Source organism: Actinomadura sp. NTSP31, from assembly GCF_041951385.1.
In the GTDB taxonomy this organism is placed as follows: Bacteria; Actinomycetota; Actinomycetes; order Streptosporangiales; family Streptosporangiaceae; genus Spirillospora; species Spirillospora napierensis.
Window position 1 is genome coordinate 40,431 of record NZ_JBGNUT010000034.1, and the last position, 23,682, is coordinate 64,112.

The 23,682-nt window shown below is 74.4% G+C and carries 23 protein-coding genes and 1 tRNA gene; 14 read left to right on the forward strand and 10 right to left on the reverse strand.

The features are described from left to right. Positions 1-65 precede the first annotated feature (65 nt). Together ACA514_RS39775 and ACA514_RS39780 are read left to right on the forward strand one after the other, a co-directional pair. A complete protein-coding gene (locus tag ACA514_RS39775; RefSeq protein ID WP_375046475.1) occupies positions 66-911 on the forward strand; it encodes a tryptophan 2,3-dioxygenase in 846 nt (281 codons plus the stop codon). After that, a complete protein-coding gene (locus ACA514_RS39780; RefSeq protein ID WP_375046476.1) occupies positions 901-2,217 on the forward strand; it encodes an FAD-dependent oxidoreductase in 1,317 nt (438 codons plus the stop codon). Before ACA514_RS39775 ends, ACA514_RS39780 begins: the two co-directional genes overlap by 11 nt. Here ACA514_RS39780 and ACA514_RS39785 read toward each other — a convergent pair. Beyond that, positions 2,158-3,636 (reverse strand): DHA2 family efflux MFS transporter permease subunit, encoded by a 1,479-nt coding sequence (locus tag ACA514_RS39785; RefSeq protein WP_375046477.1) that lies wholly within the window; start codon positions 3,634-3,636, stop codon positions 2,158-2,160. The genes ACA514_RS39780 and ACA514_RS39785 overlap by 60 nt on opposite strands. A gap of 76 nt (positions 3,637-3,712) precedes the next feature. Here ACA514_RS39785 and ACA514_RS39790 point away from each other — a divergent pair, with 76 nt between their 5' ends. Further along, the gene (locus ACA514_RS39790; RefSeq protein ID WP_375046478.1) at positions 3,713-3,940 is read left to right on the forward strand and encodes a hypothetical protein; all 228 of its coding nucleotides are present in this window, start codon (positions 3,713-3,715) and stop codon (positions 3,938-3,940) included. A gap of 16 nt (positions 3,941-3,956) precedes the next feature. Here ACA514_RS39790 and ACA514_RS39795 read toward each other — a convergent pair whose 3' ends face one another. Genes ACA514_RS39795 through moaA form a run of 3 tightly spaced genes read right to left on the reverse strand, consistent with a single transcriptional unit; the run spans position 3,957 to position 5,926 of the window. Next, a complete protein-coding gene (locus tag ACA514_RS39795; protein WP_375046479.1) occupies positions 3,957-4,280 on the reverse strand; it encodes a DUF6457 domain-containing protein in 324 nt (107 codons plus the stop codon). A 50-nt stretch (positions 4,281-4,330) separates the two neighbouring features. Continuing rightward, the gene (locus ACA514_RS39800; RefSeq protein WP_375046480.1) at positions 4,331-4,933 is read right to left on the reverse strand and encodes a molybdenum cofactor guanylyltransferase; all 603 of its coding nucleotides are present in this window, start codon (positions 4,931-4,933) and stop codon (positions 4,331-4,333) included. A 3-nt stretch (positions 4,934-4,936) separates the two neighbouring features. Beyond that, positions 4,937-5,926, reverse strand: coding sequence for a GTP 3',8-cyclase MoaA (moaA, locus tag ACA514_RS39805; RefSeq protein ID WP_375046481.1), 990 nt, complete (start codon positions 5,924-5,926; stop codon positions 4,937-4,939). Between the two features lie 112 nt (positions 5,927-6,038). On the opposite strand from moaA, the gene ACA514_RS39810 reads away from it, so the two are divergent. After that, on the forward strand, positions 6,039-6,161 hold the full coding sequence (locus ACA514_RS39810; RefSeq protein WP_375046482.1) for a hypothetical protein: 123 nt from the start codon (positions 6,039-6,041) through the stop codon (positions 6,159-6,161). Here ACA514_RS39810 and ACA514_RS39815 read toward each other — a convergent pair whose 3' ends face one another. The 4 genes from ACA514_RS39815 to ACA514_RS39830 form a co-directional block, all read right to left on the reverse strand. Continuing rightward, entirely contained in the window at positions 6,162-6,992 is an 831-nt protein-coding gene (locus ACA514_RS39815) for a hypothetical protein (RefSeq protein ID WP_375046483.1), read from the reverse strand. It abuts the gene before it with no gap. A gap of 4 nt (positions 6,993-6,996) precedes the next feature. Further along, a complete protein-coding gene (locus ACA514_RS39820; RefSeq protein WP_375046484.1) occupies positions 6,997-8,190 on the reverse strand; it encodes an RtcB family protein in 1,194 nt (397 codons plus the stop codon). Positions 8,191-8,304: 114 nt separating this feature from the next. Next, positions 8,305-10,146: a SelB C-terminal domain-containing protein gene (locus tag ACA514_RS39825; RefSeq protein WP_375046485.1), complete on the reverse strand. Its 1,842-nt coding sequence runs from the start codon at positions 10,144-10,146 to the stop codon at positions 8,305-8,307. A 242-nt stretch (positions 10,147-10,388) separates the two neighbouring features. Then, positions 10,389-10,919 carry a MarR family winged helix-turn-helix transcriptional regulator gene (locus ACA514_RS39830; RefSeq protein WP_375046486.1) on the reverse strand — a complete coding sequence of 177 codons (531 nt, stop codon included), beginning with the start codon at positions 10,917-10,919 and terminating at the stop codon, positions 10,389-10,391. A gap of 99 nt (positions 10,920-11,018) precedes the next feature. Here ACA514_RS39830 and ACA514_RS39835 point away from each other — a divergent pair, with 99 nt between their 5' ends. Then, positions 11,019-12,461 carry an MFS transporter gene (locus ACA514_RS39835; RefSeq protein WP_375046487.1) on the forward strand — a complete coding sequence of 481 codons (1,443 nt, stop codon included), beginning with the start codon at positions 11,019-11,021 and terminating at the stop codon, positions 12,459-12,461. A 109-nt stretch (positions 12,462-12,570) separates the two neighbouring features. Next, a complete protein-coding gene (locus tag ACA514_RS39840; protein ID WP_375046488.1) occupies positions 12,571-14,457 on the forward strand; it encodes a propionyl-CoA synthetase in 1,887 nt (628 codons plus the stop codon). Positions 14,458-14,476: 19 nt separating this feature from the next. Here ACA514_RS39840 and ACA514_RS39845 read toward each other — a convergent pair whose 3' ends face one another. After that, positions 14,477-14,746: a GlsB/YeaQ/YmgE family stress response membrane protein gene (locus ACA514_RS39845; protein WP_375046489.1), complete on the reverse strand. Its 270-nt coding sequence runs from the start codon at positions 14,744-14,746 to the stop codon at positions 14,477-14,479. A gap of 84 nt (positions 14,747-14,830) precedes the next feature. Next, entirely contained in the window at positions 14,831-15,823 is a 993-nt protein-coding gene (selD, locus tag ACA514_RS39850) for a selenide, water dikinase SelD (protein WP_375046490.1), read from the reverse strand. A 175-nt stretch (positions 15,824-15,998) separates the two neighbouring features. Here selD and ACA514_RS39855 point away from each other — a divergent pair, with 175 nt between their 5' ends. The 8 genes from ACA514_RS39855 to ACA514_RS39890 all read left to right on the forward strand — a co-directional run bounded on the left by ACA514_RS39855 (position 15,999) and on the right by ACA514_RS39890 (position 23,670). Next, positions 15,999-17,843 carry an AMP-dependent synthetase/ligase gene (locus tag ACA514_RS39855; RefSeq protein WP_375046491.1) on the forward strand — a complete coding sequence of 615 codons (1,845 nt, stop codon included), beginning with the start codon at positions 15,999-16,001 and terminating at the stop codon, positions 17,841-17,843. Between the two features lie 17 nt (positions 17,844-17,860). Next, positions 17,861-17,953, forward strand: a tRNA-Sec gene (locus ACA514_RS39860). Positions 17,954-18,035: 82 nt separating this feature from the next. Next, on the forward strand, positions 18,036-18,218 hold the full coding sequence (locus tag ACA514_RS39865; protein ID WP_375046492.1) for a DUF3099 domain-containing protein: 183 nt from the start codon (positions 18,036-18,038) through the stop codon (positions 18,216-18,218). A 40-nt stretch (positions 18,219-18,258) separates the two neighbouring features. After that, positions 18,259-18,885 carry a trimeric intracellular cation channel family protein gene (locus ACA514_RS39870; RefSeq protein WP_375046493.1) on the forward strand — a complete coding sequence of 209 codons (627 nt, stop codon included), beginning with the start codon at positions 18,259-18,261 and terminating at the stop codon, positions 18,883-18,885. Positions 18,886-18,942: 57 nt separating this feature from the next. Further along, entirely contained in the window at positions 18,943-19,767 is an 825-nt protein-coding gene (gene fdhD, locus ACA514_RS39875) for a formate dehydrogenase accessory sulfurtransferase FdhD (protein WP_375046494.1), read from the forward strand. A gap of 166 nt (positions 19,768-19,933) precedes the next feature. Continuing rightward, complete coding sequence (locus ACA514_RS39880) at positions 19,934-20,869, forward strand: metal-dependent hydrolase (RefSeq protein WP_375046495.1); 936 nt, start codon at positions 19,934-19,936, stop codon at positions 20,867-20,869. Positions 20,870-21,022: 153 nt separating this feature from the next. After that, positions 21,023-21,865 carry a M24 family metallopeptidase gene (locus ACA514_RS39885; protein WP_375046496.1) on the forward strand — a complete coding sequence of 281 codons (843 nt, stop codon included), beginning with the start codon at positions 21,023-21,025 and terminating at the stop codon, positions 21,863-21,865. Continuing rightward, entirely contained in the window at positions 21,862-23,670 is a 1,809-nt protein-coding gene (locus ACA514_RS39890) for an SDR family oxidoreductase (protein WP_375046497.1), read from the forward strand. The genes ACA514_RS39885 and ACA514_RS39890 overlap by 4 nt, the downstream gene beginning before the upstream one ends. Positions 23,671-23,682: the final 12 nt, after the last annotated feature.

Genomic DNA, 23,682 nt, shown 5'->3' on the forward strand with positions numbered 1-23,682 from the left:
GCCGGACCGGCGGGAACGATCCAATATGCTGCGGCTCGCATCCGTTCTGTCGCAAGGAGGCGGTAATGACGGATTCGCCGACGATGACGTACGGCGGGTACCTGCGGCTCGACCGGCTGCTGTCCTGCCAGGAGCCGAAGACCGAGGCCCACGACGAGCTGCTGTTCGTGATCATCCATCAGGTCTACGAGCTGTGGTTCAAGCAGATCCTGCACGAGGCGGCGCTGCTGCAGCGCCGGCTGGAGGCGGGCGGCAGCGCGGGCGCGCTGCACACCGCGCGCCGGATCGCCAAGATCCTCAAGACGGTGGTCGGGCAGCTGGACGTGCTGGAGACGATGACGCCTCGGCAGTTCGCCGCGTTCCGGGACGAGCTCGGCACCTCCAGCGGGTTCCAGAGCGACCAGTTCCGCGAGATCGAGGCGGTGCTCGGGCGGCGCGGGTTCCCCGCGTCGGTGCTGCGCGGCGACGAGCGGCTGCGCGCCGCGGTGTCGCGGCCGTCGATCTTCGACTCGCTGCTGCGCTACCTCGCCGTCCAGGGCCACCCGGTGCCCCGCGAGGCGCTCGAGCGCGACACCGCGCGGCAGTGGGAGCCGGACCCCGGCGTGCAGAAGGTGCTGCTGGCCGTCTACGCCGACGAGAACGGGCCCGCCGCCGAGGTGTGCGAGGCGCTCGTCGACGTCGACGAGGGCGTCCAGGAGTGGCGGTACCGGCACCTGAAGATGGTCGAGCGGACGATCGGCGCCAAGCTCGGCACCGGCGGGTCCGCGGGCGCCGACTACCTGCGCTCCACCCTGTTCGCGCCCGCGTTCCCCGACCTGTGGGAGGTCCGGTCGCAGACAGAGCAGCCCACCACGGAGCAGCCCACCACAGGGCAGCCCACCACCGGGCAGGAGCCCGTCCATGGCGGCTGACCAGGGGGGCGAGCGCGTCGCGATCGTCGGCGCGGGCCTGGCGGGATCCCTGCTGGCGGTGCTGCTCGGCCGCCGCGGCATCGAGGTGACCGTCTACGAGCGGCGGCCCGACCCCCGGATCGCGGGGGCCGAGCGGGGCCGCTCGATCAACCTGGCGATCTCCGCCCGGGGCCTGGCGGCGCTGGAGCAGGTGGGGCTGCGCGACCGGTCCCTCAAGCAGGCGCTGCCGATGCACGGCCGGATGGTGCACCCGCTGGGCAAGGAGCAGAACTTCCAGCCCTACAGCGCCGACGGCGCGCGCGCCATCAACTCGATCAGCCGGGCGCAGCTCAACGAGTCGCTGCTGGACACCGCCGAGGCCACGCCCGGCGTGACGCTGCGCTTCTCCCAGCGCGTCACCGGTGTGGACGTCGAGGCGGGCGCGCTGCTGCTGGAGGACGGCGGCACCGAGCCCGCGGACGTCGTGCTGGCCGGGGACGGCGCCTACAGCCTCGTGCGCCGGTCCCTCGACCTCAACGAGGACGCCGACTTCCTGGAGCACGGGTACAAGGAGCTGACCGTCCCGCCGCGCGGCGGCGACTTCGCGCTGGACCCGGACGCGCTGCACATCTGGCCGCGCGGCACGTCCATGATGATCGCGCTGCCGAACCTGGACCGCTCGTTCACCTGCACGCTGTTCTGGCCCAAGTCCGACCTCGCGGCGCTGGACGCGCCCGAGAAGGTCACCGCGTACTTCGCCGAGCACTACCCGGACGTCGCGGACCTGATCCCGGACCTGGTCGAGGACTACGCGCGCAACCCGGTGGGGTCGCTGGTGACCGTCCGGTGCCGGCCGTGGACGCGGCGGGGCGACGGCGCGATCGTCGCGCTGCTCGGCGACGCCGCGCACGCGATCGTCCCGTTCTTCGGGCAGGGCGCCAACTGCGCGTTCGAGGACTGCATCGAGATCGACCGGTGCCTGACCGAGACCGGCGGCGACTGGGCCCGCGCGCTGGCGCTCTACGAGGAGCGCCGCAAGCCCAACACCGACGCGATCGCCGAGATGGCGCTGGACAACTTCATCGAGATGCGCGACCGCGTGTCGTCCCCGGTCTACCGGGCCAAGCAGGCGGCGACGCACGCGCTGGAGCGGCGCCTCGCCGGACGCTACGTGTCGCGGTACGAGCTGGTGTCGTTCTCCACGATGCCGTACGCGCGGATCCCGGCCCGCATCAGGCGGCAGAACCTGGCGCTGGCGGGCGCGGCGTCAGCAGTTCTCGCGGGCCTGGCCGTGGTCCTGCGCGTCGCGCTGCGCGAGCGCCGCTGACCGGGCGCGGCGGCCGGCGGCCAGGTCGGCGACGGCCGCCGCCAGCGCCAGTACGACGAACGCCAGGATGACGACGAGGCCGCGGCGGAACGCCCCGGCCCAGTCGCCGTGCGTGCTCGCGATGGCGGAGAAGAACACCGACCCGACGGCGGCGATCCCCATCGCGGTGCCGACCCGCTGCCCGGTCTGCAGCACGCCGGCGGCGCTCCCGCCCTGCGTGAAGTCCACCTCCGACAGCGTGATCGTCTGGTTCGGGGCGATGACGAGCCCGCTGCCGCAGCCGGCGAACAGCAGCGGCAGCGCGGTCGCGAAGCCCACGCCCCGTCCCGGTTCCAGCTCGACGGCGAGCCACGCGGCGGCCAGCCCCACCGTGACCGCGGCGAGCCCGATGGCCACCAGCGGGCGCCCGTACCTGGCCACGACGCGGCCGCCGACCGCCGCCGCGACCCCCGACCCGAGGGCGAACGGGGTGATGGCGAGGCCGGCCTCCAGCGCGCTGTAGCCCAGCCCGTTCTGCAGGTACAGGGTGAAGATGAAGAAGATCGCAGTGAACCCGGCGAAGTAGAGCAGGGCGATCGCCGATCCGAGCGCGTACGAGCGGAGCCGGAACAGCCCGAGGTCGACCATCGGCGCGCGGGCCCGCCGCTCCCACCAGACGAACGCCGCGATGAGCAGGGCGCCCACCAGGATCAGCAGCCACTTGCCGTTGCCGTGCCACTGCTGCTCCTGGGCGAGCGGCAGCAGCACGCACACCACGCCCGCGCCGAGCAGCAGCACGCCGGGCGGGTCGAGGCCCTGCTGCTCCCCGCGCACCGGAGCGGGCAGCAGCCGCCATGCCAGGAACAGCGCCACGACGCCGACCGGAATGTTGACGTAGAACACCCACCGCCAGCCCTCCTCGGGGCCGGCGAGCGCGATGATGCCGCCGCCCAGCAGCGGGCCGGCGGCCGTCGCGATCCCGATCACCGCGCCGAGCGCCCCGAACGCCCGGCCCCGCTCGCCGCCCTGGAAGAGCTGCTGGATGAGGCCCGCGACCTGCGGGTTGAGGATGCCGCCCGCGACGCCCTGCACCAGCCGGGCCAGCAGCAGCCACGTCATGGTCGGTGCGATGCCGGCCACCGCGCTGGACGCGGTGAACAGCGCCAGGCCCGACATGAACACCGCGCGGCGGCTGCGCGCGTCGCCGAGCCGCCCCGCCGGGACCAGCACCAGCCCGAAGGTCAGCGCGTAGCCCGACAGGATCCACTGCAGCTCCGCCTCCGAGGCGTGCATCCCCTGCTTGATCGACGGCAGCGCGACGTTGACGATGCTGACGTCCAGCAGGGTCATGAAGGCGGCGACGAGGCAGACCGACAGCGCCCGCCAGGGACGCTCCGCCCGGCCCTCCTGGCCGGCCCCCGCCGTGGCCTCCGTCCGCACGAGCGATCTCCTTTCCGGAGATCACCGGGCCAAACCCGGCGCCCGGGCGGCCGGGCCGCTGTGCCACAGTTGCCCGGTGACCGAATCCGCGCAGAACCCCGGCCCCGACGAACCGCAGTGCTCCGCCAAGGGCTGCCGCGCCGACGCCGTGTGGGCCCTGCGCTGGAACAACCCGAAGATCCACACTCCGGACCGGCGGAAGATCTGGCTCGCCTGCGACGAGCACCGCGAGAGCCTGTCGGCGTTCCTGGACCGCCGCGACTTCCTCAAGGACGTCGTGCCCATCGAGGACCGCGATACCTGAGCGTCGCGCCCGGCCGCTAGGCCTCGTCGAGGACGCGCTCGCCGGCCTGCTCGGGAACCTCGCCCGCGGCGGGCTCCCCGTCCGAGGCGGGCTCCCCGTCCGCGGCGGGTTCGGTGTTCCAGGCCTCGGCCATCTCGGTGAGCCGGGCCGCGGCGTCCCGGGCCGGCGCGCCGCGGCCGACCGCGAGGCCCAGCAGGTAGGCGGTGAGCGGCGCGCCCGGACGCGCCACCCCGTGCGCGACGTCCCGGGCCAGGTCGAGCACGAGGTCGCGGTCGATGTCACCGCGTTCCAGGCCGAGCTCGTCACAGACCGCGCTCATCCAGTCCTCGAGTACCGACATGGGCGTCCCCCTTCAACGCGTCGACGTACGCGATGCCCACTCTCGCACGGTCAAAGCGCGTCCGGCCTGGCGAGGCCGTCGGCGCGCGCGAGATCGTCCGGCGTGTCGCAGTCGTACCAGGGCGGCCGGTCACCGGCGGGAAGCACGACCGCGGCGGGGTCCAGGGGGCCGAGGACGCCGCGCAGCGACGCGCCGGTGTACGCGGCGAGGGCATCGCGCAGGCGGCCGGTGCGCCAGCATCCGGCGAGCCACTGCTCGCGGCCGTCGTCGTCCACCAGCACGGCTCCGGCGCGCTCCCCCGCCGCGTCCAGCAGGGCGGCGATGTGGGCGGGACGCAGGAACGGCAGGTCGGCGGCCAGCAGCGCGACCCACGGCGCGCGGACCTCGGCCAGCCCCGCGCGCAGCGCGGGCACCGGCCCGGAGCCCGGCGGATCCTCCCGGACCCGGATCGCGTCCGGCAGCACGTCGCGCGGCGGCCCGACCACGATCGTCCGGGACGCGCCCGACACGGCGGCGGCGACCCATTCGATCAGCGTGCGGCCGCCGACCGGCGCGGCGGGCTTGTCGGCGCCGCCGAGCCTGCGGGCCCGGCCGCCCGCGAGCAGCACCGCGTCGAACGACAGCGCATCGGACGACAGCGCGCCGACCGGCACCGGTCAGCCGCCGATGGCGGACATCGGCCGGGCGGGCTGCAGGAACGACGGGTCGTCGATGCCGTGCCCGGCCCGCTTGGCCCGCACGGCCTTCCGCCAGCGCTCGGTGATCTCCTCGTCGGTCGCGCCGCCGCGCATCGCGTCGCGCAGGTTGGACTCCTCGGTGGCGAACAGGCAGTTGCGGACCTGCCCGTCGGCGGTGAGCCGGACCCGGTCGCAGGCGCCGCAGAACGGCCGGGTCACCGACCCGATGACGCCGACCGTCTCCGGGCCCGCGCCGACCACGAACGACTCGGCAGGCGCGCTGCCGCGGTCGTGGCCGGCGTCGGGGGCGAGGTCGAACTCGGCCGACAGCCGGTCCAGGATCTCGTCCGCGGTGATCATGTCGTCGCGGGTCCAGCCGTGCTGGGCGTCCAGCGGCATCTGCTCGATGAACCGCAGCCGGTAGCCGTGCTCCAGGCAGAACCGCAGCAGCGCGGGCGCCTCGTGGTCGTTGATCCCCCGCATCAGCACCGCGTTGATCTTGACGGGCTCCAGGCCCGCCGCCCGCGCCGCCTCGAGACCGGCGAGGACGTCCTCGAACCGGTCGCGGTGCGCGAGCCTCTCGAAGGTCGCCCGATCGAGGGTGTCGAGCGAGACGTTCACCCGGTCCAGGCCGGCGTCGGCCAGCGGCGCGGCCAGCCGGGCGAGCCCGATCCCGTTGGTGGTCAGGGAGATCTCCGGGCGCGGTGACAGCGCCGCGGTGCGCCGCACGAGGTCCGGCAGCCCGCGCCGCAGCAGCGGCTCGCCGCCGGTGTAGCGGACCTCGGTGACGCCGAGTTCGCCGACCGCGAGGCCGACGAGCCGGACCACCTCGTCGTCGGTGAGCAGTTCCGGCTTCGGCAGCCAGTCCAGCCCCTCGGGCGGCATGCAGTACGAGCACCGCAGGTTGCACCGGTCGGTGAGCGAGACACGCAGGTCCGTCGCGGTACGACCGAAGGTGTCGACCAGCACGGGCGCCCCTTCCTGCCGGGCGGACGGCGCGCGGGGCGGGCCGTCCGGGTTACGGTCGATCAGCCCAGCCTATTGCGGCGATCGCCGATTCGTCGCATCACGGGCGGCGGGCTTGGCCGGTGAGGACGAGGGAGGCACCGGTGACGGCGGCACGGGAGGAGGAGTTCGCGGGGACGCGGGGCGCGACGAGGCGCGCGCCGACGTCACCGTGTTCATCGACCGCGTCCTGGCCTGATCAGCGGCGGCCGGCCCGCCGGCGGGCCGCCTCCCGCTCGGCCCAGGTGATCTCGCCGTGCCGGTCCCAGACGAGCGGCCGCAGCTCGGCGGGGTCGGCGGGAGCGTCCGGGCGGGCGAGGACGTCGGCGCGGGCGCGGCGGGCGACGCTCACCCGCCGGTGGAAGTCGCGGAAGATCTGGATCTCGCCGGACGCCCACCGGCACTGCCCGTCGAGGTAGTCGTGGTCCATGCCGTGCGGATTGGCGGCATCGAGCCATCCCGCCTGCACGGCCCACTCCCGCGCCTCGGCGGGACGGGCGGGCAGGAGCGCGACCAGGCCGTGCGTCCGCTTCACCCGGCCCCGCTCGGGCCGGTCCGTCGGCGGGCGGTCGCGGAACCAGGCCCGCGGGTCGGCGAGGGCGCCGTCGAGGCCGTGCGTTCGCCACCGGACGGTGCCGTCCGGCGCCCGCCGCAGCGGGAGCCGCCGCGCCAGCTCGCGGGCGGTCGCGGCGGTGAACGGGGTGTGCCAGGACGGGACGAGGACGATCGGGTCGGCCGGGTCCGCGTCGAACGGCGTCGGGGCGAGGAACGGCCGGTCGATCACCAGCAGCGTGCCGGGCCGCGACTGGTAGGCCAGTCCCCACAGCAGCCGCGCGAGGACGCGGGCGCCGTGCTGGTCGGACAGCACGTGCCAGGTCTCGTGGAAGAGGTTGGTGCTGAACCGCGCCCGGGTGGCCGGCCGCAGCCCGATGACGGTGTGGTCCCGGCCGCCGAGCCGGACCGTCCGGCGGTGCAGCTTCATGCCGTCGCCCGCGCCGCGCGCGTTCGCCGGCCGCTGCACCGCCGTCACGTCCTCAGCCCTTCACACAGACGAGCTGCCGCAGGTGCGCGACCACCTCGACGAGGTCGGACTGCGCCTCGATCACCGTCTCCAGGTCCTTGTAGGCGCCGGGGATCTCGTCGATGACGCCGCTGTCCTTGCGGCACTCGACGCCCTTCGTCTGCTCGACCAGGTCCTCCACGGTGAAGTTCTTGCGCGCCTTGTTGCGGCTCATCCTGCGGCCCGCGCCGTGCGAGGCGGAGTTGTACGCCGTCTCGTTGCCCAGGCCGCGGACGATGTAGGTGCCGGTCGCCATCGAGCCCGGGATGATGCCGAGGTCGCCGGCGCCCGCGCGGATCGCGCCCTTGCGGGTGACGAGCAGCTCCTCGCCGCCGTACTCCTCCTCCGCCACGTAGTTGTGGTGGCAGGAGATGACCTGGTTCCACTTGCAGCGCTTCTCGCCGAACTGCCTGGTCACGACGTTCTGCGCGAGCGCCATCATGACCGCGCGGTTGCGCCGCGCGTACTCCTGCGCCCAGAACAGGTCGTGCCGGTAGGCGTCCATCTTCACGGTGCCGCTGAGGAACACCGCGAGGTCGGTGTCCGGAAGGTCCTGGTTGTGCGGGAGCTTGCGGGCGGCCTCGATGTGGTGCTCGGCGAGCACGTTGCCGATGTTGCGGGACCCGGAGTGCAGGACGAGCCAGATCGCGCCGCCGTCGTCCGCGCACAGCTCCAGGAAGTGGTTGCCGCCGCCGAGCGTGCCCATCTGGGCGCGGGCCCGCCCGAGGCCGGCGCGGACGGCGGGGTGCAGGTCCTCGAACGCCTTCCAGAAGTCGTACCAGCCGCGTTCCTTGAGGTTCGGCAGCGCGGCCGGGTCGACGGCGCTCTTGTGCGAGCCGCGGCCGACGGGGATCGCCCTCTCCAGCCGGTGCCGGACGCCCGACAGGTCGTCCGGCATGTCCTCGACGGTGAGCGAGGACTTCGCGGCGGTCATCCCGCAGCCGATGTCGACGCCGACGGCCGCCGGGGACACCGCGTTCTTCATCGCGATGACCGAGCCGACGGTCGCGCCCTTGCCGTAGTGGACGTCCGGCATGACCGCGAGCCCCTCCACCCAGGGCAGGGCGGAGACGTTGCGGAGCTGGTCGAGCGCCTGGTCCTCGACGGTGGCGGGGTCGGTCCACATGCGGATGGGAACGCGGCCGCCCTTCAGAGTCTGGTACGGCATGCCTTCTCCTTGTCGACGGGATCCGAACCGTGATCTATGAGGCCAGAGGCGCCCGCCCCGGTTCAACCGGTTTTCCCGTCCCGCGCGGTCCGTCCCCGACTCGCCGGCGGGCCGTCAGCGGCGGCGCTCGGTGAGGCCGAGGGCGTCCAGGTGCTCCAGCAGCGCGACGGCGACGCGGCGGCTGGTGGACAGCGCGTCGCCCGCCTGCCCGGGGGTGAACGGCTGCGGCAGCGCGGACAGGATGCGCAGCGCCTCGTGGTCGGCGCCGGGCAGCAGGACGACGCCGTCGCGCAGCCGCAGCAGCGCGCCCGCGCGTTCGGCGGCGGCGAGGGCGCCGCCGGTCAGGCCGAGTTCGGCGAGGCGCTCCTCGGCCGGCGCGTGGAACGGGGCGCGCGCTAGGTCGGCGCGGAGGCTTTCGACGGCGGTGGCCAGCCCCGGCGGCATCGCCGGCCGCTCCGGCGGACGCGGCGCCGCCTCGGCCTCCGCCGGGACGGACGGACCCTCGGCCGCCGGGGCAGGCGGAGTCTCGGGCGCAGGGGCAGGCGGAGCCTCGGCCGCCGGGGCAGGCGGTGCCGGGGCGGGCGGAACCTCGGGCGCCGGTTCGGGCGCCGGGCCGTGCACGCGGCCGCCCTCCAGCCGCAGCGGGGACCGGACGAGCGCGGCGACGAGCTGCCGGGAGGGCAGCCCCAGGCGCAGCCGGGCGTTCTCCAGCGGGAGGCCGGGCGCCTGCGGGGTCGCGGCGGCGTGCCGCGCCGTCTCCTCGGCGAGGCGCTCGCGCAGCGCGGCCCAGTGCGCGGGGTCGGCGAGCCAGCCTCCGTCCAGCGTCACGGCGCCGTCCGGCGGGGCGCAGCCCATCAGGGTCAGCTCGGCGGCGCGCAGCACGCCGTGCCGGCCCAGCACGAGCGCGCCGTCCGGACGGTCGGGCCAGGTCGCCAGCTCGCGGGCGCGGGCGGCGCCCGCGTCGCGCCGCACGAGGGTCGGCGGGCGCACGTCCAGGACGCTGACCCCGGCGATGGCGCGCCGCTCGGGGTCGCGCAGCAGCGCGGTGTCGCCGATGTGCAGGGCCAGCCGGGCGTTGAGGGTGAGCCGGGCGGTGTCGGGGCCGAGCGGGCGCAGCCGCACCGGGACGGCGGCGGCGCCGATGTGCAGGGTCATCCGCCGCGCGAGCCGGCCGGACGCCGCGCCGAACCGGGTCCGCACGTCCACGCAGGTGGTGAGGGACCAGCGGTCGGGCGCGACCAGCGCCATGCCGGCGGCGACGCGCCCGGCGTCGCGCAGCGTGAGCACGACGCGGGAGACGCCGGTGGCGCTCTCGCGGGGGCCGCCGGTGCTGCCGATCGTCCGGACGCGGACGCGGCGCCCCTCGGGCATGAGCAGCAGCTCGTCGCCGACGGCGATCCGCCCGGCGGCGAGCGTGCCGGTGACGACGCTCTGCCGGCCGGCGGTGAAGGCGTGCTCCAGCCACAGCCGCACCGGCGCGTCCGGGTCGGGCACGGGCAGCCGCCCGGCGAGCCGGTCCAGGGCGGCGGCCAGCTCGTCCAGCCCGGTGCCGGTGACGCTGCTGACCGCGACGGCCTCGACGCCGCGCAGCGCGGTCCCGGCGAGGCGGTCGCGGGCCTGGCGCAGCGCGAGCTTGGGGTCGGCGACGTCGGAGCGCGTCACCGCGAGCACGCCGGCCCGGACCCCGAGCGCGGCGAGCGCGTCCAGGTGCTCCTGCGACTGCGGCATCCAGCCCTCGTCCGCGGCCACCGCGAACAGCACGGCGGGCACGGCCCCGGCGCCGGCGAGCATGGCCGGGACGGACCGTTCGTGCCCGGGGACGTCCACGAACGCCAGCCGGCGGCCGGAGGGCAGCTCGGTCCAGGCGCCGGGCTCCTCGGGCTCCATGCCGGTCAGGGCGCGCACCAGGGCGGACTTGCCGTGCCCGTGGTGGCCGGCGGTCGCGACGACCTGCATCAGCGCCCTTCCCGGATCGCGGCGCGCGGAGCCGCGGGGAAGGGGGCGGGCACGGCGGGCAGGAGGGAGACGCCGGCGCGGACGTCATTGCGGGGGTAATGCAGACGAAGGTCCACGGAAGGCAACCCTAAGGACGCCGGGCCCCCGAGCGAAACCCGATCGGGCCCACACCGCGTGATCATAAATCTCACTAACCTCGCGTAAACCGCAAGCGGCAATGAATCGTCGGCGCTGGGGCCGCCCTACTCGCCGCCGCGGCCCTCGCAGCGGGCGAGGTGCTCGGAGTGCGCGAGGAAGTCGTCGACCATCCGGTGCACCAGACCGGCCAGCTGCGAGCGCTCCTCCGGCGACCAGCCCCCGAGGGCCTCGGCCATCCACTGGCGGCCGGCCGCGCGGACCCGCTCGACGGCCTCCAGCCCCGCGCCGGTGATCCGGACGCGCTGGGCGCGGCCGTCGTCGGGGTCGGGGACGCGCTCGACGTAGCCGGCCCGTTCCAGCCGCTGCACCTGGCGGGTGACGTGCGGCGCCTCCACCGCCAGCCGGACGGCCAGCTCCCCCGGCCGCAGCGGGCCGGGCGCGTCGGCGAGGGCGCCCAGCAGCGGCACGGCGGCCCGGTCGACCGGGACGCCGGCCACGGCCACCGTCCGGTCGTGCTGCTTGGCGCGGGTGAGCATGTGGGCGACGCGGCTGAGCGCGCGCTCGATCTCCACGATGTCGCGCGGCGCCGCGGCGCCGGTCTGCGGGTGGGCGGCGGACCGCGGCGGGGTGGACATGTGATCCATTGTACGATGCAGTTACTTAACTTAAGTAAGTAGACTTTCCGCGCACTCCCGAGCTCCCACCGATCGGGACCTTCCCCCCCAGGAGGCTTCATGACCGGCGCCCAGACGGCGGCCGCCGCCACGACCGGGCGGCAGGCCGCCGGCCCCCCGCGCACCGGCCTCACCCTGTTCGCGCTGGCGATCGCCGGCATGGTGGTGTCCGTCCAGCAGACGCTGGTGATCCCGCTGCTGCCCGAGCTGATGGGCCACTTCCACGTCTCGGTCACCGCGGTGACGTGGGTGTTCACCGCCTCCCTGCTGGCGGGCGCCGTCGCCACCCCGCTGCTGTCGCGGTTCGGCGACATGTACGGCAAGAAGAAGATGATCCTGCTGGTGCTGGTGCTCCTGTTCGTCGGCTCGGTGATCTGCGCGGTGTCCGGCTCGCTCGGCGTGCTCATCGCCGGCCGCACCCTGCAGGGCGTGTCGTCCGCGATGATCCCGCTCGCCATCGGGATGATCCGCGACACCTTCCCGCGCGAGCGGATCACCACCGCCATCGGCATCGTCAGCGCCACCATGGGCGTCGGCGGCAGCGCCGGCATGATCGTGACCGGGCTGATCGCCGACCGCACCACCAGCCACCACCCGGTGTTCTGGATCACCGCCGCGCTCGCCGCGGCCGGCCTCGTGCTGGTCGCGGTCACCGCGCACGACAGCGGCACCCGCGCGGGCGGGCGGCCCGACCTGGCCGGCGCGCTCGTGCTGGCCGGCTGGCTGGTCTGCCTGCTGCTGGCGATCAGCGAGGGCAACGACTGGGGCTGGACGGCCGGCGGGACGATCGGCCTGTTCGCCGCCGCCGCCGTGCTGTGCGCGGTGTGGGTCGCCGTCGAGCAGCGGGTGCGCGAGCCGCTGGTGCGGCTGAACCTGCTGGTCGGCCCGAAGTCGCTGTCGGCCAACCTCGCCTCGACGCTGCTCGGCTTCGCCATGTTCGCCGCGTTCACCCTGATCTCCGGCTTCGTCCAGTCCCCCGCCGGCAAGGTGGGGTACGGGCTGAGCGGCTCGGTGCTGGACGTCGGCCTCTACATGCTCCCCAGCACCGTCACGATGCTCGTCGCGTCCGCGATGTCCGGCAACGTCGCCCGGCGCATCGGCCCGGCCTACACGCTCGCGCTCGGCTCGGTCTTCGCGGGGCTCAGCTACACCTGGCTGGCGCTGTCGAACTCGCACGGCTACGACATGCTCGCGTTCAGCGCGATCCAGGGCATCGGCTTCGGCATCGCGTACGCCGCGCTCGGCACGCTCGCCGTCCAGCACGTCCCGATGGACCAGAGCGGCATCGCCAGCGGCATCAACTCGCTCGTCCGCACCACCGGCGGCAGCGTCGCGGGCGCCGTCACCGCGTCGATCCTGGCCGGGAAGGTGATCGCGGGGACGCAGGTGCCGACGCTCGGCGCCTACGAGCTGTGCTTCTGGATCGTCGCGGCCGGTGCCGTCCTGGCGGCCGCGGTCGCCGTCGTGCACGGCGCCCGGCACCCGCACGAGCGCCCGGCCTGACCGGGAGACGGCGGCGCGGGGCCTTGACGAAAGGCACCCGCGCCATGCCCTATAGGGGTGCGCCCCGAAACGCGGATCGGGGCCGGGCCACCGCCACCGGGAGGACGAAATGGGCGCCTACGCGGCCGCGTACGAACGCAGCATCGCCGATCCGACCCGGTTCTGGGGCCTGGCGGCACGCGACGTGCGGTGGCTCGTCCCGCCCGACCGGGTGCTGGACGACGGCGCGCCCCCGTTCTACCGCTGGTTCACCGGCGGCGAGCTGAACACCTGCGACAACGCCCTGGACCGGCATGTCGACGAGGGGCGCGGCGACCAGGCCGCGCTGATCTACGACAGCCCCGTCACCGGGACGGTCCGCACCCACACCTACCGGGAGCTGCGGGACCTGGTCGCCCGGTTCGCCGGGGCGCTGCGCGCGCAGGGCGTCGAGCGCGGCGACCGGGTCGTCATCTACCTGCCGATGATCCCCGAGGCCGTGATCGCGATGCTGGCGTGCGCCCGGCTCGGCGCGGTCCACTCGGTGGTGTTCGGCGGCTTCGCGGCGCGCGAGCTCGCCGTCCGGATCGACGACGCCCGGCCCAAGGCGGTCGTGTCGGCGTCCTGCGGGATCGAGGGCGGCCGGGTCGTCCCCTACAAGCCGCTGCTGGACGAGGCGCTGGGGCTGGCCAAGCACAAGGTCGAGCGGTGCGTGATCCGCCAGCGCGAGCAGCTGCACGCCGACCTCGTCCGGCCGCGGGACGTGGAGTGGGACGAGGCGGTCGAGGCGGCGCGTCCGGTCGAGTGCGTGCCCGTCGCCGCCACCGACCCGCTCTACATCCTCTACACCTCCGGGACGACCGGGCGGCCCAAGGGCGTCGTCCGCGACAACGGCGGGCACGCGGTGGCGCTGCGGTGGTCCATGGAGAACGTGTTCGGCGTCGGGCCGGGCGATGTGTTCTGGGCCGCGTCCGACGTGGGCTGGGTCGTCGGGCACTCCTACATCGTGTACGCGCCGCTGCTCACCGGCTGCACGACCGTGCTGTACGAGGGCAAGCCGGTGGGGACGCCGGACGCGGGCGCGTTCTGGCGCGTCGCCGCGCAGCACCGCGTCAAGGTGCTGTTCGCCGCCCCGACCGCGATACGCGCCGTCAAGAAGGAGGACCCGGACGGGGCGCTGCTCGCCGGGCACGACCTGTCGGCGCTCGACACGCTGTTCCTCGCCGGGGAGCGGCTCGACCCCGACACCTACCACTGGGCGTCGCGGGTGCTGGACCGGCCGGTCATCGACCACTGGTGGCAGACCGAGACGGGCTGGCCGATCGTGGCGAACCTGCGCGGCCTGGAGCCGATGCCCGTCAAGGCCGGGTCGCCGTCGGTCCCGGTGCCCGGCTACGACGTGCGGGTCCTCGGCCCGGACGGCGCGCCGGTCCCGCCCGGCACCGACGGCGACATCGCGATCCGGCTGCCACTGCCGCCCGGCACGCTGCCGACGCTGTGGCAGGACGACGAGCGGTTCGTCGAGTCGTACCTGACCCGCCACCCCGGCCACTACCTGACCGGCGACGGCGGCCACGTGGACGAGGACGGCTACGTGTGGGTGATGGGCCGCACCGACGACGTCATCAACGTGGCCGGGCACCGGCTGTCCACCGGGACGATGGAGGAGGTCATCGCCGCGCACCCGGCGGTGGCGGAGTGCGCGGTCATCGGCGTCGCGGACCCGCTGAAGGGCCAGGTGCCGCGCGGTTTCGTCGTGCTGAAGAGCGGCGTCCTCGCCGAGCCCGGGGAACTCGGCGCGGAGCTGGTGCGGATGGTGCGCGACCAGGTCGGCCCGGTCGCGGCGCTGAAGCGGGTCGAGGTCGTCGCGGGGCTGCCGAAGACGCGGTCCGGGAAGATCCTGCGCGGGGTGATGCGGGGCATCGCCGACGGCGCGGAGGTGACGGTGCCGTCCACCATCGAGGACGCCGCGGTGCTGGACGAGCTGCGGCCCGTCCTGCGCCCGCCCGCGCCCTGACGGCCGGCCGCGGGCTCGCCTAGCGGTGGCTCCTCGGCGGCCAGAACGCCGCGACCGCGCACACGCCGGCGGCGGCGACGCCGACCTGGAAGATCGTCTCCCAGAAGTTCCAGCCGGACGTGCGCAGCCCGACCATCGCGCACAGGCCCGTCCCGGCGAAGGCCGCCACGATGCCGACCAGGACGGTCAGCCAGGCGGGCATGCTCTGCCGGCCCGGCACGATCAGCCGGCCGAGCGCCCCGACGACGGCGCCCAGCACGACGGCGGAGACGATCCCCCCGATGGTCATGCCCGCTCCCTGGAAACGAAGGCGGTCTCCCCCGCCCTACCCGCCCCCGGGGTCCCGACACGGCGGCGCCCACCGCGCGGTGGGCTAGCGGACGACGAGGTGGCGCCGGCCGAGCGGGACCAGCTCCCCGATCACCGGGGCGCCGGGGATCTCGCCGGCCACCAGCAGCCCGCCGGAGGTCTGCGCGTCGGCCAGCAGCAGCCGCTCCTCCTCGGCGATCCGGCGGAACTCGGTGTGCGGGGAGACCCACGCGAGGTTGCGGCGGGTGCCGCCGGACACGAAGCCGTCCCGGACGGCGGCGCGCGCCCCGTCCAGGTACGGGACGGCGGCGGCGTCCACGACGGCGGTGACGCCGCTGGCCCGCGCCAGCTTGTAGAGGTGGCCGAGGAGCCCGAACCCGGACACGTCGGTGGCGCAGACGGCGCCGCGTTCCAGGGCGGCCACCCCGGCCGCCGCGTTCAGCGCCGTCATCGTCTCGACGGCCTCGGCGAACACCTCGCCGGTGGCCTTGTGCCGGGCGTTGAGGACGCCGAGCCCGAGCGGCTTGGACAGCGACAGCGGGACGCCGGGCCGCCCGGCGTCCAGCCGCAGCAGCCGGTCGGGGTCGGCGACGCCGGTCACGGCGAGGCCGTACTTGGGCTCGGGGTCGTCGGTGCTGTGCCCGCCGGCGATGACGCAGCCGGCCAGGTCCGCCACGTCCCGGCCGCCGCGCAGCACCTCGCGGGCCAGCTCGGCGGGCAGGGCGTCGCGCGGCCAGCCGAGCAGGTTCAGCGCCATCAGCGGCTCCCCGCCGACGGCGTACACGTCCGACAGGGCGTTGGCGGCGGCGATCCGGCCCCAGTCGTAGGCGTCGTCGACGACGGGGGTGAAGAAGTCGGCGGTGGACACCACCGCGCGCCCGCCGGCGAAGCGCAGCACCGCCGCGTCGTCGCCGTCCGCGCCGCCGATCAGAAGCGGGTCCCCGGCGCCGGTGAGGCCGGCCACGATGCCCTCCAGCTCGCCGGGCGGGATCTTGCCCGCGCAGCCGCCGCCGTGGGCGTACTGGGTGAGGCGGGCTGCTCGGACGAGACGGGTCACCAGGAGATTTAACGCACAACTACCACAAATGATCAACAAACGGACTGTACGGGTCCGGTCACCCAGGGGTCGCCCGCGGCGCGACCAGCGGAAAATGCCGGAAGGGCTTGTCCGAACGCCGTTCGGCATGGTGCGATCCTGTTCTGCAAGTCATCACTTACTCAAGGGGCGCCATATGGGGATCCAGGAGCAGCGGGACGAGCCGGACCGGGCCGTCGAGGGGCAGACGGTCTGCACCGGCCTCGCCGCCACCGCTTCGGAACACGGAGAGAAGCCGGCCTACTCCGACCGCGTCGACGGGCAATGGCGGACGCTCACCTGGGCCGAAACCCGCACCCGGGCGCTGGAGACCGCCGCCGGGTTCGCCGCCCTCGGCCTCGGCCCCGGCGACGTGGTCGCGCTGATGATGCCCAACCGGTCCGAGCACGTGCTGGCCGACCTCGGCGCCGTGCACGCCGGCGGCGTGCCGACCACCGTGTACGCCACCCTCGCGCCCGACCAGGTCGCCTACGTGGCCGGCCACTGCGAGGCCAGGTACGCCGTGCTGGACGGCGCCGACCAGCTGGCCCGCTGGCAGCCCGTGCTCGACCGGCTCCCCCACCTCCGCAAGATCATCGTGGTCGACGCCGCCGCCTGCCCGGTCGACGACGACCGCTACCTGAGCTGGGACAGCTTCACCGCGCTCGGCCGCGGCGAGCTGGCCGCCGACCCCGCCGCGATCGACCGCCGCTGGCAGGCCGTGAAGCCCGAGGACACCGTCACCCTGCTCTACACCTCCGGCACCACCGGCGACCCCAAGGGCGTCCTCATCACCCACTCGATGGTGCTGCACGAGGCCGCCATGGTGCGGCGCAGCTCGGTGCTGCCCGAGCACCCGTCCGGCGTCTCCTACCTGCCGTTCGCGCACATCGCCGACCGCGTCCTCAGCTACTACCTGCCCGTCCGGCTCGCCTCGCACGTCCACTTCTGCCCGGACCCCGCGCAGCTGACCACGGTGCTGGCCGAGGTGCGCCCGCACTCGTTCTTCGGCGTCCCGCGCGTCTGGGAGAAGATCATGGCGGGCATCCAGGCGGTGCTGTCGGCCGAGCGGGACCCGGCGAAGAAGGCCGCCGTCGCGGGCGCGCTGGAGGCCGGCCGCGCGTACGTGTCCGGACAGGAGTTCGGCAACACCCTCACCCCCGAGGTCACCGCCGCGTTCGAGGCCGCCGACGCCGCCGTGCTGACCCCGATGCGGGCGCTGCTCGGCCTGGACCGGGTGCTCCAGGCCTCCAGCGCCGCCGCGCCGCTGCCGGTCGAGGTCGCCCGGTTCTTCGCCGGCCTCGGCCTGAAGATCTTCGACGCCTACGGGATGACCGAGACCACCGGCGCCATCACCGCCAACCTCGCCGACTCCTTCAAGCTCGGCACCGTCGGCCGCCCGTTCGACGGCGTCGAACTGACGCTCGCCGAGGACGGGGAGATCCTGGTCCGGGGCGCGACCTGCACCCCCGGATACCTGAACCGGCCCGAGGCCACCGCCGACCTCATCGACGCCGACGGCTGGGTGCACACCGGCGACGTCGGGCGCCTCGACGAGGACGGGTTCCTCACCGTCGTCGACCGCAAGAAGGAACTGATCATCACCGCCGGCGGCGAGAACATCGCGCCGTCCATGGTCGAGAACCACCTCAAGGAGCACCCGCTGGTCGGCCAGGCCCTCGCCTTCGGCGACCGCCGCCCCTACGTGGTCGCGCTGATCACCCTGGACGGCGAGGTCGCGCCGGTCTGGGCCGCCGCGCACGGGATCGAGACCACCGACCTCGCCGCGCTGGCCGAGCACCCCCTCGTCCTGGAGGAGGTCGGCAAGGCCGTCGAGGACGCCAACGCCCGGCTAGCGCGCGTCCAGCAGGTCAAGAAGTGGCGCCTGCTGCCCGCCGAGTGGACGGCCGAGAGCGAGGAGCTGACCCCGACCCTCAAGCTGCGCCGCCGGGTCGTGCACGGCAAGTACGCCGCCGCCCTCGACGCCCTCTACGCGGGGTGATCGACTAGTATCGCGGCGGAGGCGCGCGAGCGCCTGGTGGCCTCCGCGGTCTTCAAAACCGTTGGTCCCGAGCATCTCGGGACGGCGGGTTCGATTCCCGTGCGCCTCCGCGAGCACCGCCCGGCGGGCCGGCGGCCCGCCGGGCGTCAGGCCCGGCCGGCGGCGCGGCGCCGTGCGACGTACGGTGGGGGTATGAGGCGGCGCAAGCTCGCGTACGGGATCATGATGGGGACGTGCCTCACCTTCATCGTCCTGGCCTGGACGGTCGTCCGGCTGTACTCGACGGCCGCCGCGATCGCGATGTCGGTCTTCGCGATGATCATCCCGCCGTTCGCGGCGGTCGTGGCGAACTGGAACATCGACCGGCGCGACTGAGCCGCGCCGCCGCCCCGCGCGTCCCGTCCCGGGGTCCCGCGTGAGCCGGCTGGACGTCCCCCAGGTGCTGGACCTGGCCGGCATCTTCGTGTTCGCGGTCTCGGGCGCGCTCGCCGCCGTCCGCAAGCGGCTGGACGTCGTCGGGATGGTGGTGCTCGCGGAGATCACCGCACTGGGCGGCGGGATCCTGCGGGACCTGGTGATCGGCGCGATCCCGCCGGCCGCGTTCACCAGCCTCGGCTACGTGCTCGTGCCACTGGTCGCGTCCGCGCTGGTGTTCTTCTGGCACCCGCAGGTCGCAAGGTTGCTGCCGGCGGTGCTGCTGTTCGACGCGGCGGGCCTCGGGCTGTTCTGCGCGACCGGGACGGTGAAGGCCCTGGACCACGGGCTGTCGCCGCTGCACGCGGTGCTGCTCGGAGTGGTGACCGCGGTGGGCGGCGGCATCCTGCGCGACATGCTGAGCGGGCAGATCCCCGCGGTGCTGTACGACCGGCAGCTCTACGCGCTGCCGGCGATGCTCGGCGCCGCCGTGACGGCCGGCGCCTCGTCGGCCGGGTTGCACGGCGGCGCCGTCACCGCCGGCGCCGCCGTCCTGGCGTTCGCGCTGCGGGTGCTGGCGATGCGGTACGGCTGGCGGACGCCCCGCCCCCGCGGCGTCCCCGACTGAACTTCCCGCCGACCCGGGAGATTTCGTCGGCTCGGGCAGCGGGGTACCGTTGCCTTCATGGGGCGGATCACCGTGCGCAAGCCGGTCCTGCGGCTGGGCGCCGGCGGGACGGCCGGGCGCCGGCCCGACACGCTGGCCGTGGAGGAGCCGCTGGAGATCCGCGTCGCGGGCAAGCCGCTGACCATCACGATGCGCACCCCCGGCCACGACTTCGACCTGGTCGCCGGGTTCCTGGCGGCCGAGGGCGTCATCCGCGGGGCGGCCGACCTCGCCGCCATGCGCTACTGCGCGGACACCCGGGAGCAGAACACCCTGGACGTCGTGCTGGCCCCCGGGGTGGCGCCGCCCGACGACGCGATGACGCGCGCGTTCACCACGACGAGCGCGTGCGGGGTGTGCGGGAAGTCGAGCATCGAGGCGCTGCGGACCGACCGGCCGTACGAGGTGTCCGCCGATCCCGTCCGGATCACTCCGGAGGTACTGGCCGCGCTGCCGGACCGGCTGCGCGCCGGGCAGCGGGTCTTCGACCGGACGGGCGGGCTGCACGCGGCCGGCCTGTTCGACGCCGGCGGCGAGCCGCTCGCGGTGCGCGAGGACGTCGGGCGGCACAACGCCGTCGACAAGGTCGTGGGGTGGGCCCTGCGCCAGGGCCTGCCGCCGCTGGCCGGCAAGATCCTCATGGTCAGCGGCCGCGCGTCGTTCGAGCTGACCCAGAAGGCGATGACCGCGGGGATCCCGGTGCTCGCGGCGGTGTCGGCGCCCTCCTCGCTGGCGGTCGAGCTGGCCGAGGACGCCGGCATGACGCTGGTCGGCTTCCTGCGCGGCGACACGATGAACGTCTACACCGGGGCGGAGCGGATCCGCGTCCCGCATCCGCGCTGATCGGCGGGCCTTTGTCACCTCGGACCGAAAACCAATCGGTAACTTGTTGGTCCGTCCTCAAGACACCGGCCCGTCACAGGAGTTGACTGCTCCCCCTACGCAAGGACGCGCGCGCGCACCCCGCGCCGCGTCCGGCCCCGGGCGCGCGAAGCAGGAGGACTAGGGAATGACGAGGCCCCTGACAGACGGCGGAGCGGCGTCCGGCATCGACGAGCGCCATCCCCCGATCAAGCCTCGGCGGGTCTCCTTCGACTGGTCGTCCACGCCGCTGCACTGGGTGCCCGGCGATCCGCTCGCCACCCACATCATCAACTCCTTCCACATCGTCCTGCCCGAGGGCGAGAAGTGGTTCATCCAGTGCGTCAAGGACGCCCGCCCGCACATCAAGGACGAGCGGCTGCTGGAGGAGATCCGGGGGTTCATCGGCCAGGAGATGGTGCACGCCCGCTCGCACCAGGGCGTGCTCGACCAGATCCTGGAGACGAACGGCATCGACATCTCGAAGATCACCGACGAGATGGCCAAGGGCAACTCCGAGCGGCCCGCGCAGATGGCGGCGCTGAAGGAGAAGAACCCGCGGGCGTGGCGGCGCCGGCTGCGGTTCGAGCTGGCGGCGGTCGCCTCGATCGAGCACTACACCGCCGTGCTCGGCCAGTGGATCATGGACAATCACCGGCTGGAGGAGGCCGGGGTCGACCCGACGATGCTGGACCTGCTGCGCTGGCACGGCGCCGAGGAGGTCGAGCACCGGTCGGTGGTGTTCGACGTCTACCGGGCGATGGGCGGGCGCTACCCGACCCGGGTGGCGGCCTGGGTGGTCTCGCTGTTCTTCCTGTACTGGGCGCTGATCGGCGGGTCGCTGTACCTGATGAAGCAGGACCCGACGGTGACGAAGCGGATCACGCCGCTGCGGCTGCTGCGCTCGTACCGCCGGTCCGTCCGGCAGGGCCACGTGCCCGGCATCTTCAAGCTGCTGCTCGGCGAGGCGCCCGTCTACCTGAAGCCGAACCACCACCCGTCCAAGGTCTGCTCGACGCCGCGCGCGCTGGACTACCTGAAGGAGTCCCCCGCCGCGCAGGCCGCGGGCTACGACCCGTACTAGTCCCGCACCGACACCGCGACCGGAGGGCTCCCCGGAGACCTCCTCCGAGGGCCCGTACCGCCGCGCCGTACGGGCCCTCGCCGCGTCCGCGGGTGGCGAGCGTCACGCGCCCCGCTCTTGACCGGGGTTCGGAGTCGGCGGTTAATTAACACCGTGTCCAATAAAGTGACGCTCGCCCGCACGCATGACGAGGCGGAGCTGGAGCGATTCCGCGATGTGCAGCGCCTGTGCTACCAGTGCGCCGACGAGGTCGCCGCCACCCTCGAACCGGGCGTGACCGAGCGGGAGGCGTGCCGCCGCATGCGCCGCTGGCTGCGCGCGCACGGCGTGGACGACTGGCTGCACACCCCCTTCGCCTGGTTCGGCGACCGGTCGGCGTTCCGGGGCTTCAAGGTCCCCACCCAGTTCCTCCCCAGCGCGACGCGGCTGGAGGAGGGCATGCCCTACATCCTCGACATGGCGCCGGTGCGCGACGGATACTCCGCCGACATCGGCTACGGCGGCGTCCTCGGCGAGAACCGCGTCTGGGACCGGCTCGACGCCGACCTCGCCTCCTACCGCGCGCTGATCCTCGGACTCGTCCGCGAGCGCCGCACGTTCGCCGACGTCTACGCCGAGGTCGACGCCCTGATCGAGCGGCAGGGCTACGAGAACCGGCACGCCAAGTACCCCGGACGGGTCATCGGCCACCAGGTCGGGATCATCGGCGGCATCCTTCCCAAGGGCGTCGGATTCCCGTTCGGTGTACGGTTCCTGCAGACCATCGGCCGCGAACTGGTCAAGGAGCGCCTGGAAGGGCGATCCCCCCTCTGGAACGGGGCCGCGCAGTCCCAGCACCCCCCGACGCCCGGGCTGTGGGCGGTGGAGCCGCACATCGGGTTCCGCGGCGTCGGCGTGAAGTTCGAGGAGATCCTCGTGGTCACCGAGGACGACGCCTACTGGCTCGACGACGACCTGCCCCACGTGCACCGGTGGGCACGACGGGAGGCGCAATGACGCAGACGATGACCCCCGGCACCCCGGGCGCCCCCGGCACCGCCGCCGCGGCGCCGGTGAGGCGGCGGCGGGTCCGCGGCGACGGCGTCGACCTGGCCGTCTACGAGCAGGGGGACCCGTCGAGGCCGACCGTCCTGCTCATGCACGGGTACCCCGACACCCACGCGGTGTGGGACGAGGTCGCCGCGCGGCTCGCCGGCCGGTACCACGTCGTCCGCTACGACGTGCGCGGCGCCGGCGCGTCGTCCCGGCCGTTCGGGCGCAGGCGCTACACCTTCGACTACCTGATGTCCGACATGCGGGCGGTGCTGGACGCCACGGCGCCCGAGCGCAAGGTGCACCTCGTCGGGCACGACTGGGGCTCGATCCAGTCGTGGGAGGCGGCCTGCACGATGCCGGAGCGGTTCGCCTCGTTCACCTCCATCTCCGGGCCGTGCCTGGACCACGTGGCGCACTGGACGCGGCGCAACCTCACCCGCCCCACCCCGGCGAACCTCAGGCGCGCCGCCGGGCAGGGCGTGCGGTCCTGGTACATCTACTTCTTCCAGACTCCCGTCCTGCCCGAGCTGATGTGGCTCGCCGGGCTGTCCAGGCCGTTCAGCCGGGCCCTCGAACTCGGCGAGGGCGTCGCCCCGCGCGACGGCCACCCGGCGCGGACGATGGCGCGCGACGGCGCGTCCGGCGTCGCCCTCTACCGGGCGAACATGGTGCAGCGGCTGCGCCGCCCGCGCGACCGCCGCACCGACGTGCCCACGCAGGTCATCGTCCCGACGAAGGACCTGTTCGTGTCGCCGCACCTGGTCGGCGGCCTGGCCGCGCGCGTGCCGAACCTGTCGCTGCGCCCGATCGCGGCCGGCCACTGGGTGCCGCGCAGCCATCCGGACGTCGTCGCCCGCTGGATCCACGAGCACATCACCGGCGTCCAGGGCGGCCCGCTCACCGCCGCCGAGTCCCGCGCGCTGAAGCGGGCCCGCGTCGGCGGCGACCGGCGCGCCTTCGACGGCTCGCTGGTCGTGGTCACCGGCGCCGGCAGCGGCATCGGCCGCGCGACCGCGCTCGCGTTCGCCGAGCAGGGCGCGGAGGTCGTCGCCGCCGACCTCGACCTCGCCACCGCGCAGCGCACCGCCGAACTCGCCGGGCTCGTCGGCCCGGCCGGGCACCCCTACCAGGTGGACGTGTCCGACGCCGCCGCGATGGAGGACTTCGCCAAGTCCGTCCTGCACGACCACGGCGTCCCGGACGTCGTGGTGAACAACGCCGGCATCGGCATGGCCGGGTCGTTCCTCGACCACACGGTCGGCGACTGGAGCGCCGTCCTCGGCGTGAACGTGTGGGGCGTCGTGCACGGTGCGCGGCTGTTCGCCACGCAGATGGTGGAGCGGGGGCAGGGCGGCCACATCGTCAACACCTCCTCGGCCGCCGCGTTCACCCCGTCCCGCACGCTGCCCGCCTACGCCACCAGCAAGGCCGCCGTGCTGATGCTGTCGGAGTGCCTGCGCGCGGAGCTGAAGGGCAAGGGCATCGGCGTCTCCGCGATCTGCCCCGGCATCGTCAACACCAACATCACCCGCACGTCCCGGTTCGTGGGGCGCGGCACCGAGGAGCAGGCGCGCAGCCGGGAGAAGGCGGCGCGGGCGTACGCGCTGCGGGGCTTCGGGCCGGAGGGCGTCGCGAAGCAGATCGTCAACGCGGTCCGCGACGACCGGGCGGTCGTGCCGGTCACCCCGGAGGCGCGGCTGAGCTACCTGGCGTCCCGGGTGTCCCCGCGCGTGATGCGCCTGCTCGCCCGCTTCGACGCGGGCTAGGGCGCCCGAGCC

Coding starts and splice junctions, on each gene's coding strand:
- ACA514_RS39855 (WP_375046491.1), top strand. CDS start 15,999: ATGGGGATCCAGGAGCAGCGGGACGAGCCGGACCGGGCCGTCGAGGGG.
- ACA514_RS39780 (WP_375046476.1), top strand. CDS start 901: ATGGCGGCTGACCAGGGGGGCGAGCGCGTCGCGATCGTCGGCGCGGGC.
- ACA514_RS39880 (WP_375046495.1), top strand. CDS start 19,934: ATGACGAGGCCCCTGACAGACGGCGGAGCGGCGTCCGGCATCGACGAG.
- fdhD (WP_375046494.1), top strand. CDS start 18,943: ATGGGGCGGATCACCGTGCGCAAGCCGGTCCTGCGGCTGGGCGCCGGC.
- ACA514_RS39825 (WP_375046485.1), bottom strand. CDS start 10,146: ATGCAGGTCGTCGCGACCGCCGGCCACCACGGGCACGGCAAGTCCGCC.
- ACA514_RS39840 (WP_375046488.1), top strand. CDS start 12,571: ATGGGCGCCTACGCGGCCGCGTACGAACGCAGCATCGCCGATCCGACC.
- ACA514_RS39890 (WP_375046497.1), top strand. CDS start 21,862: ATGACGCAGACGATGACCCCCGGCACCCCGGGCGCCCCCGGCACCGCC.
- ACA514_RS39820 (WP_375046484.1), bottom strand. CDS start 8,190: ATGCCGTACCAGACTCTGAAGGGCGGCCGCGTTCCCATCCGCATGTGG.
- ACA514_RS39865 (WP_375046492.1), top strand. CDS start 18,036: ATGAGGCGGCGCAAGCTCGCGTACGGGATCATGATGGGGACGTGCCTC.
- ACA514_RS39835 (WP_375046487.1), top strand. CDS start 11,019: ATGACCGGCGCCCAGACGGCGGCCGCCGCCACGACCGGGCGGCAGGCC.
- ACA514_RS39845 (WP_375046489.1), bottom strand. CDS start 14,746: ATGACCATCGGGGGGATCGTCTCCGCCGTCGTGCTGGGCGCCGTCGTC.
- ACA514_RS39795 (WP_375046479.1), bottom strand. CDS start 4,280: ATGTCGGTACTCGAGGACTGGATGAGCGCGGTCTGTGACGAGCTCGGC.
- ACA514_RS39775 (WP_375046475.1), top strand. CDS start 66: ATGACGGATTCGCCGACGATGACGTACGGCGGGTACCTGCGGCTCGAC.
- ACA514_RS39830 (WP_375046486.1), bottom strand. CDS start 10,919: ATGTCCACCCCGCCGCGGTCCGCCGCCCACCCGCAGACCGGCGCCGCG.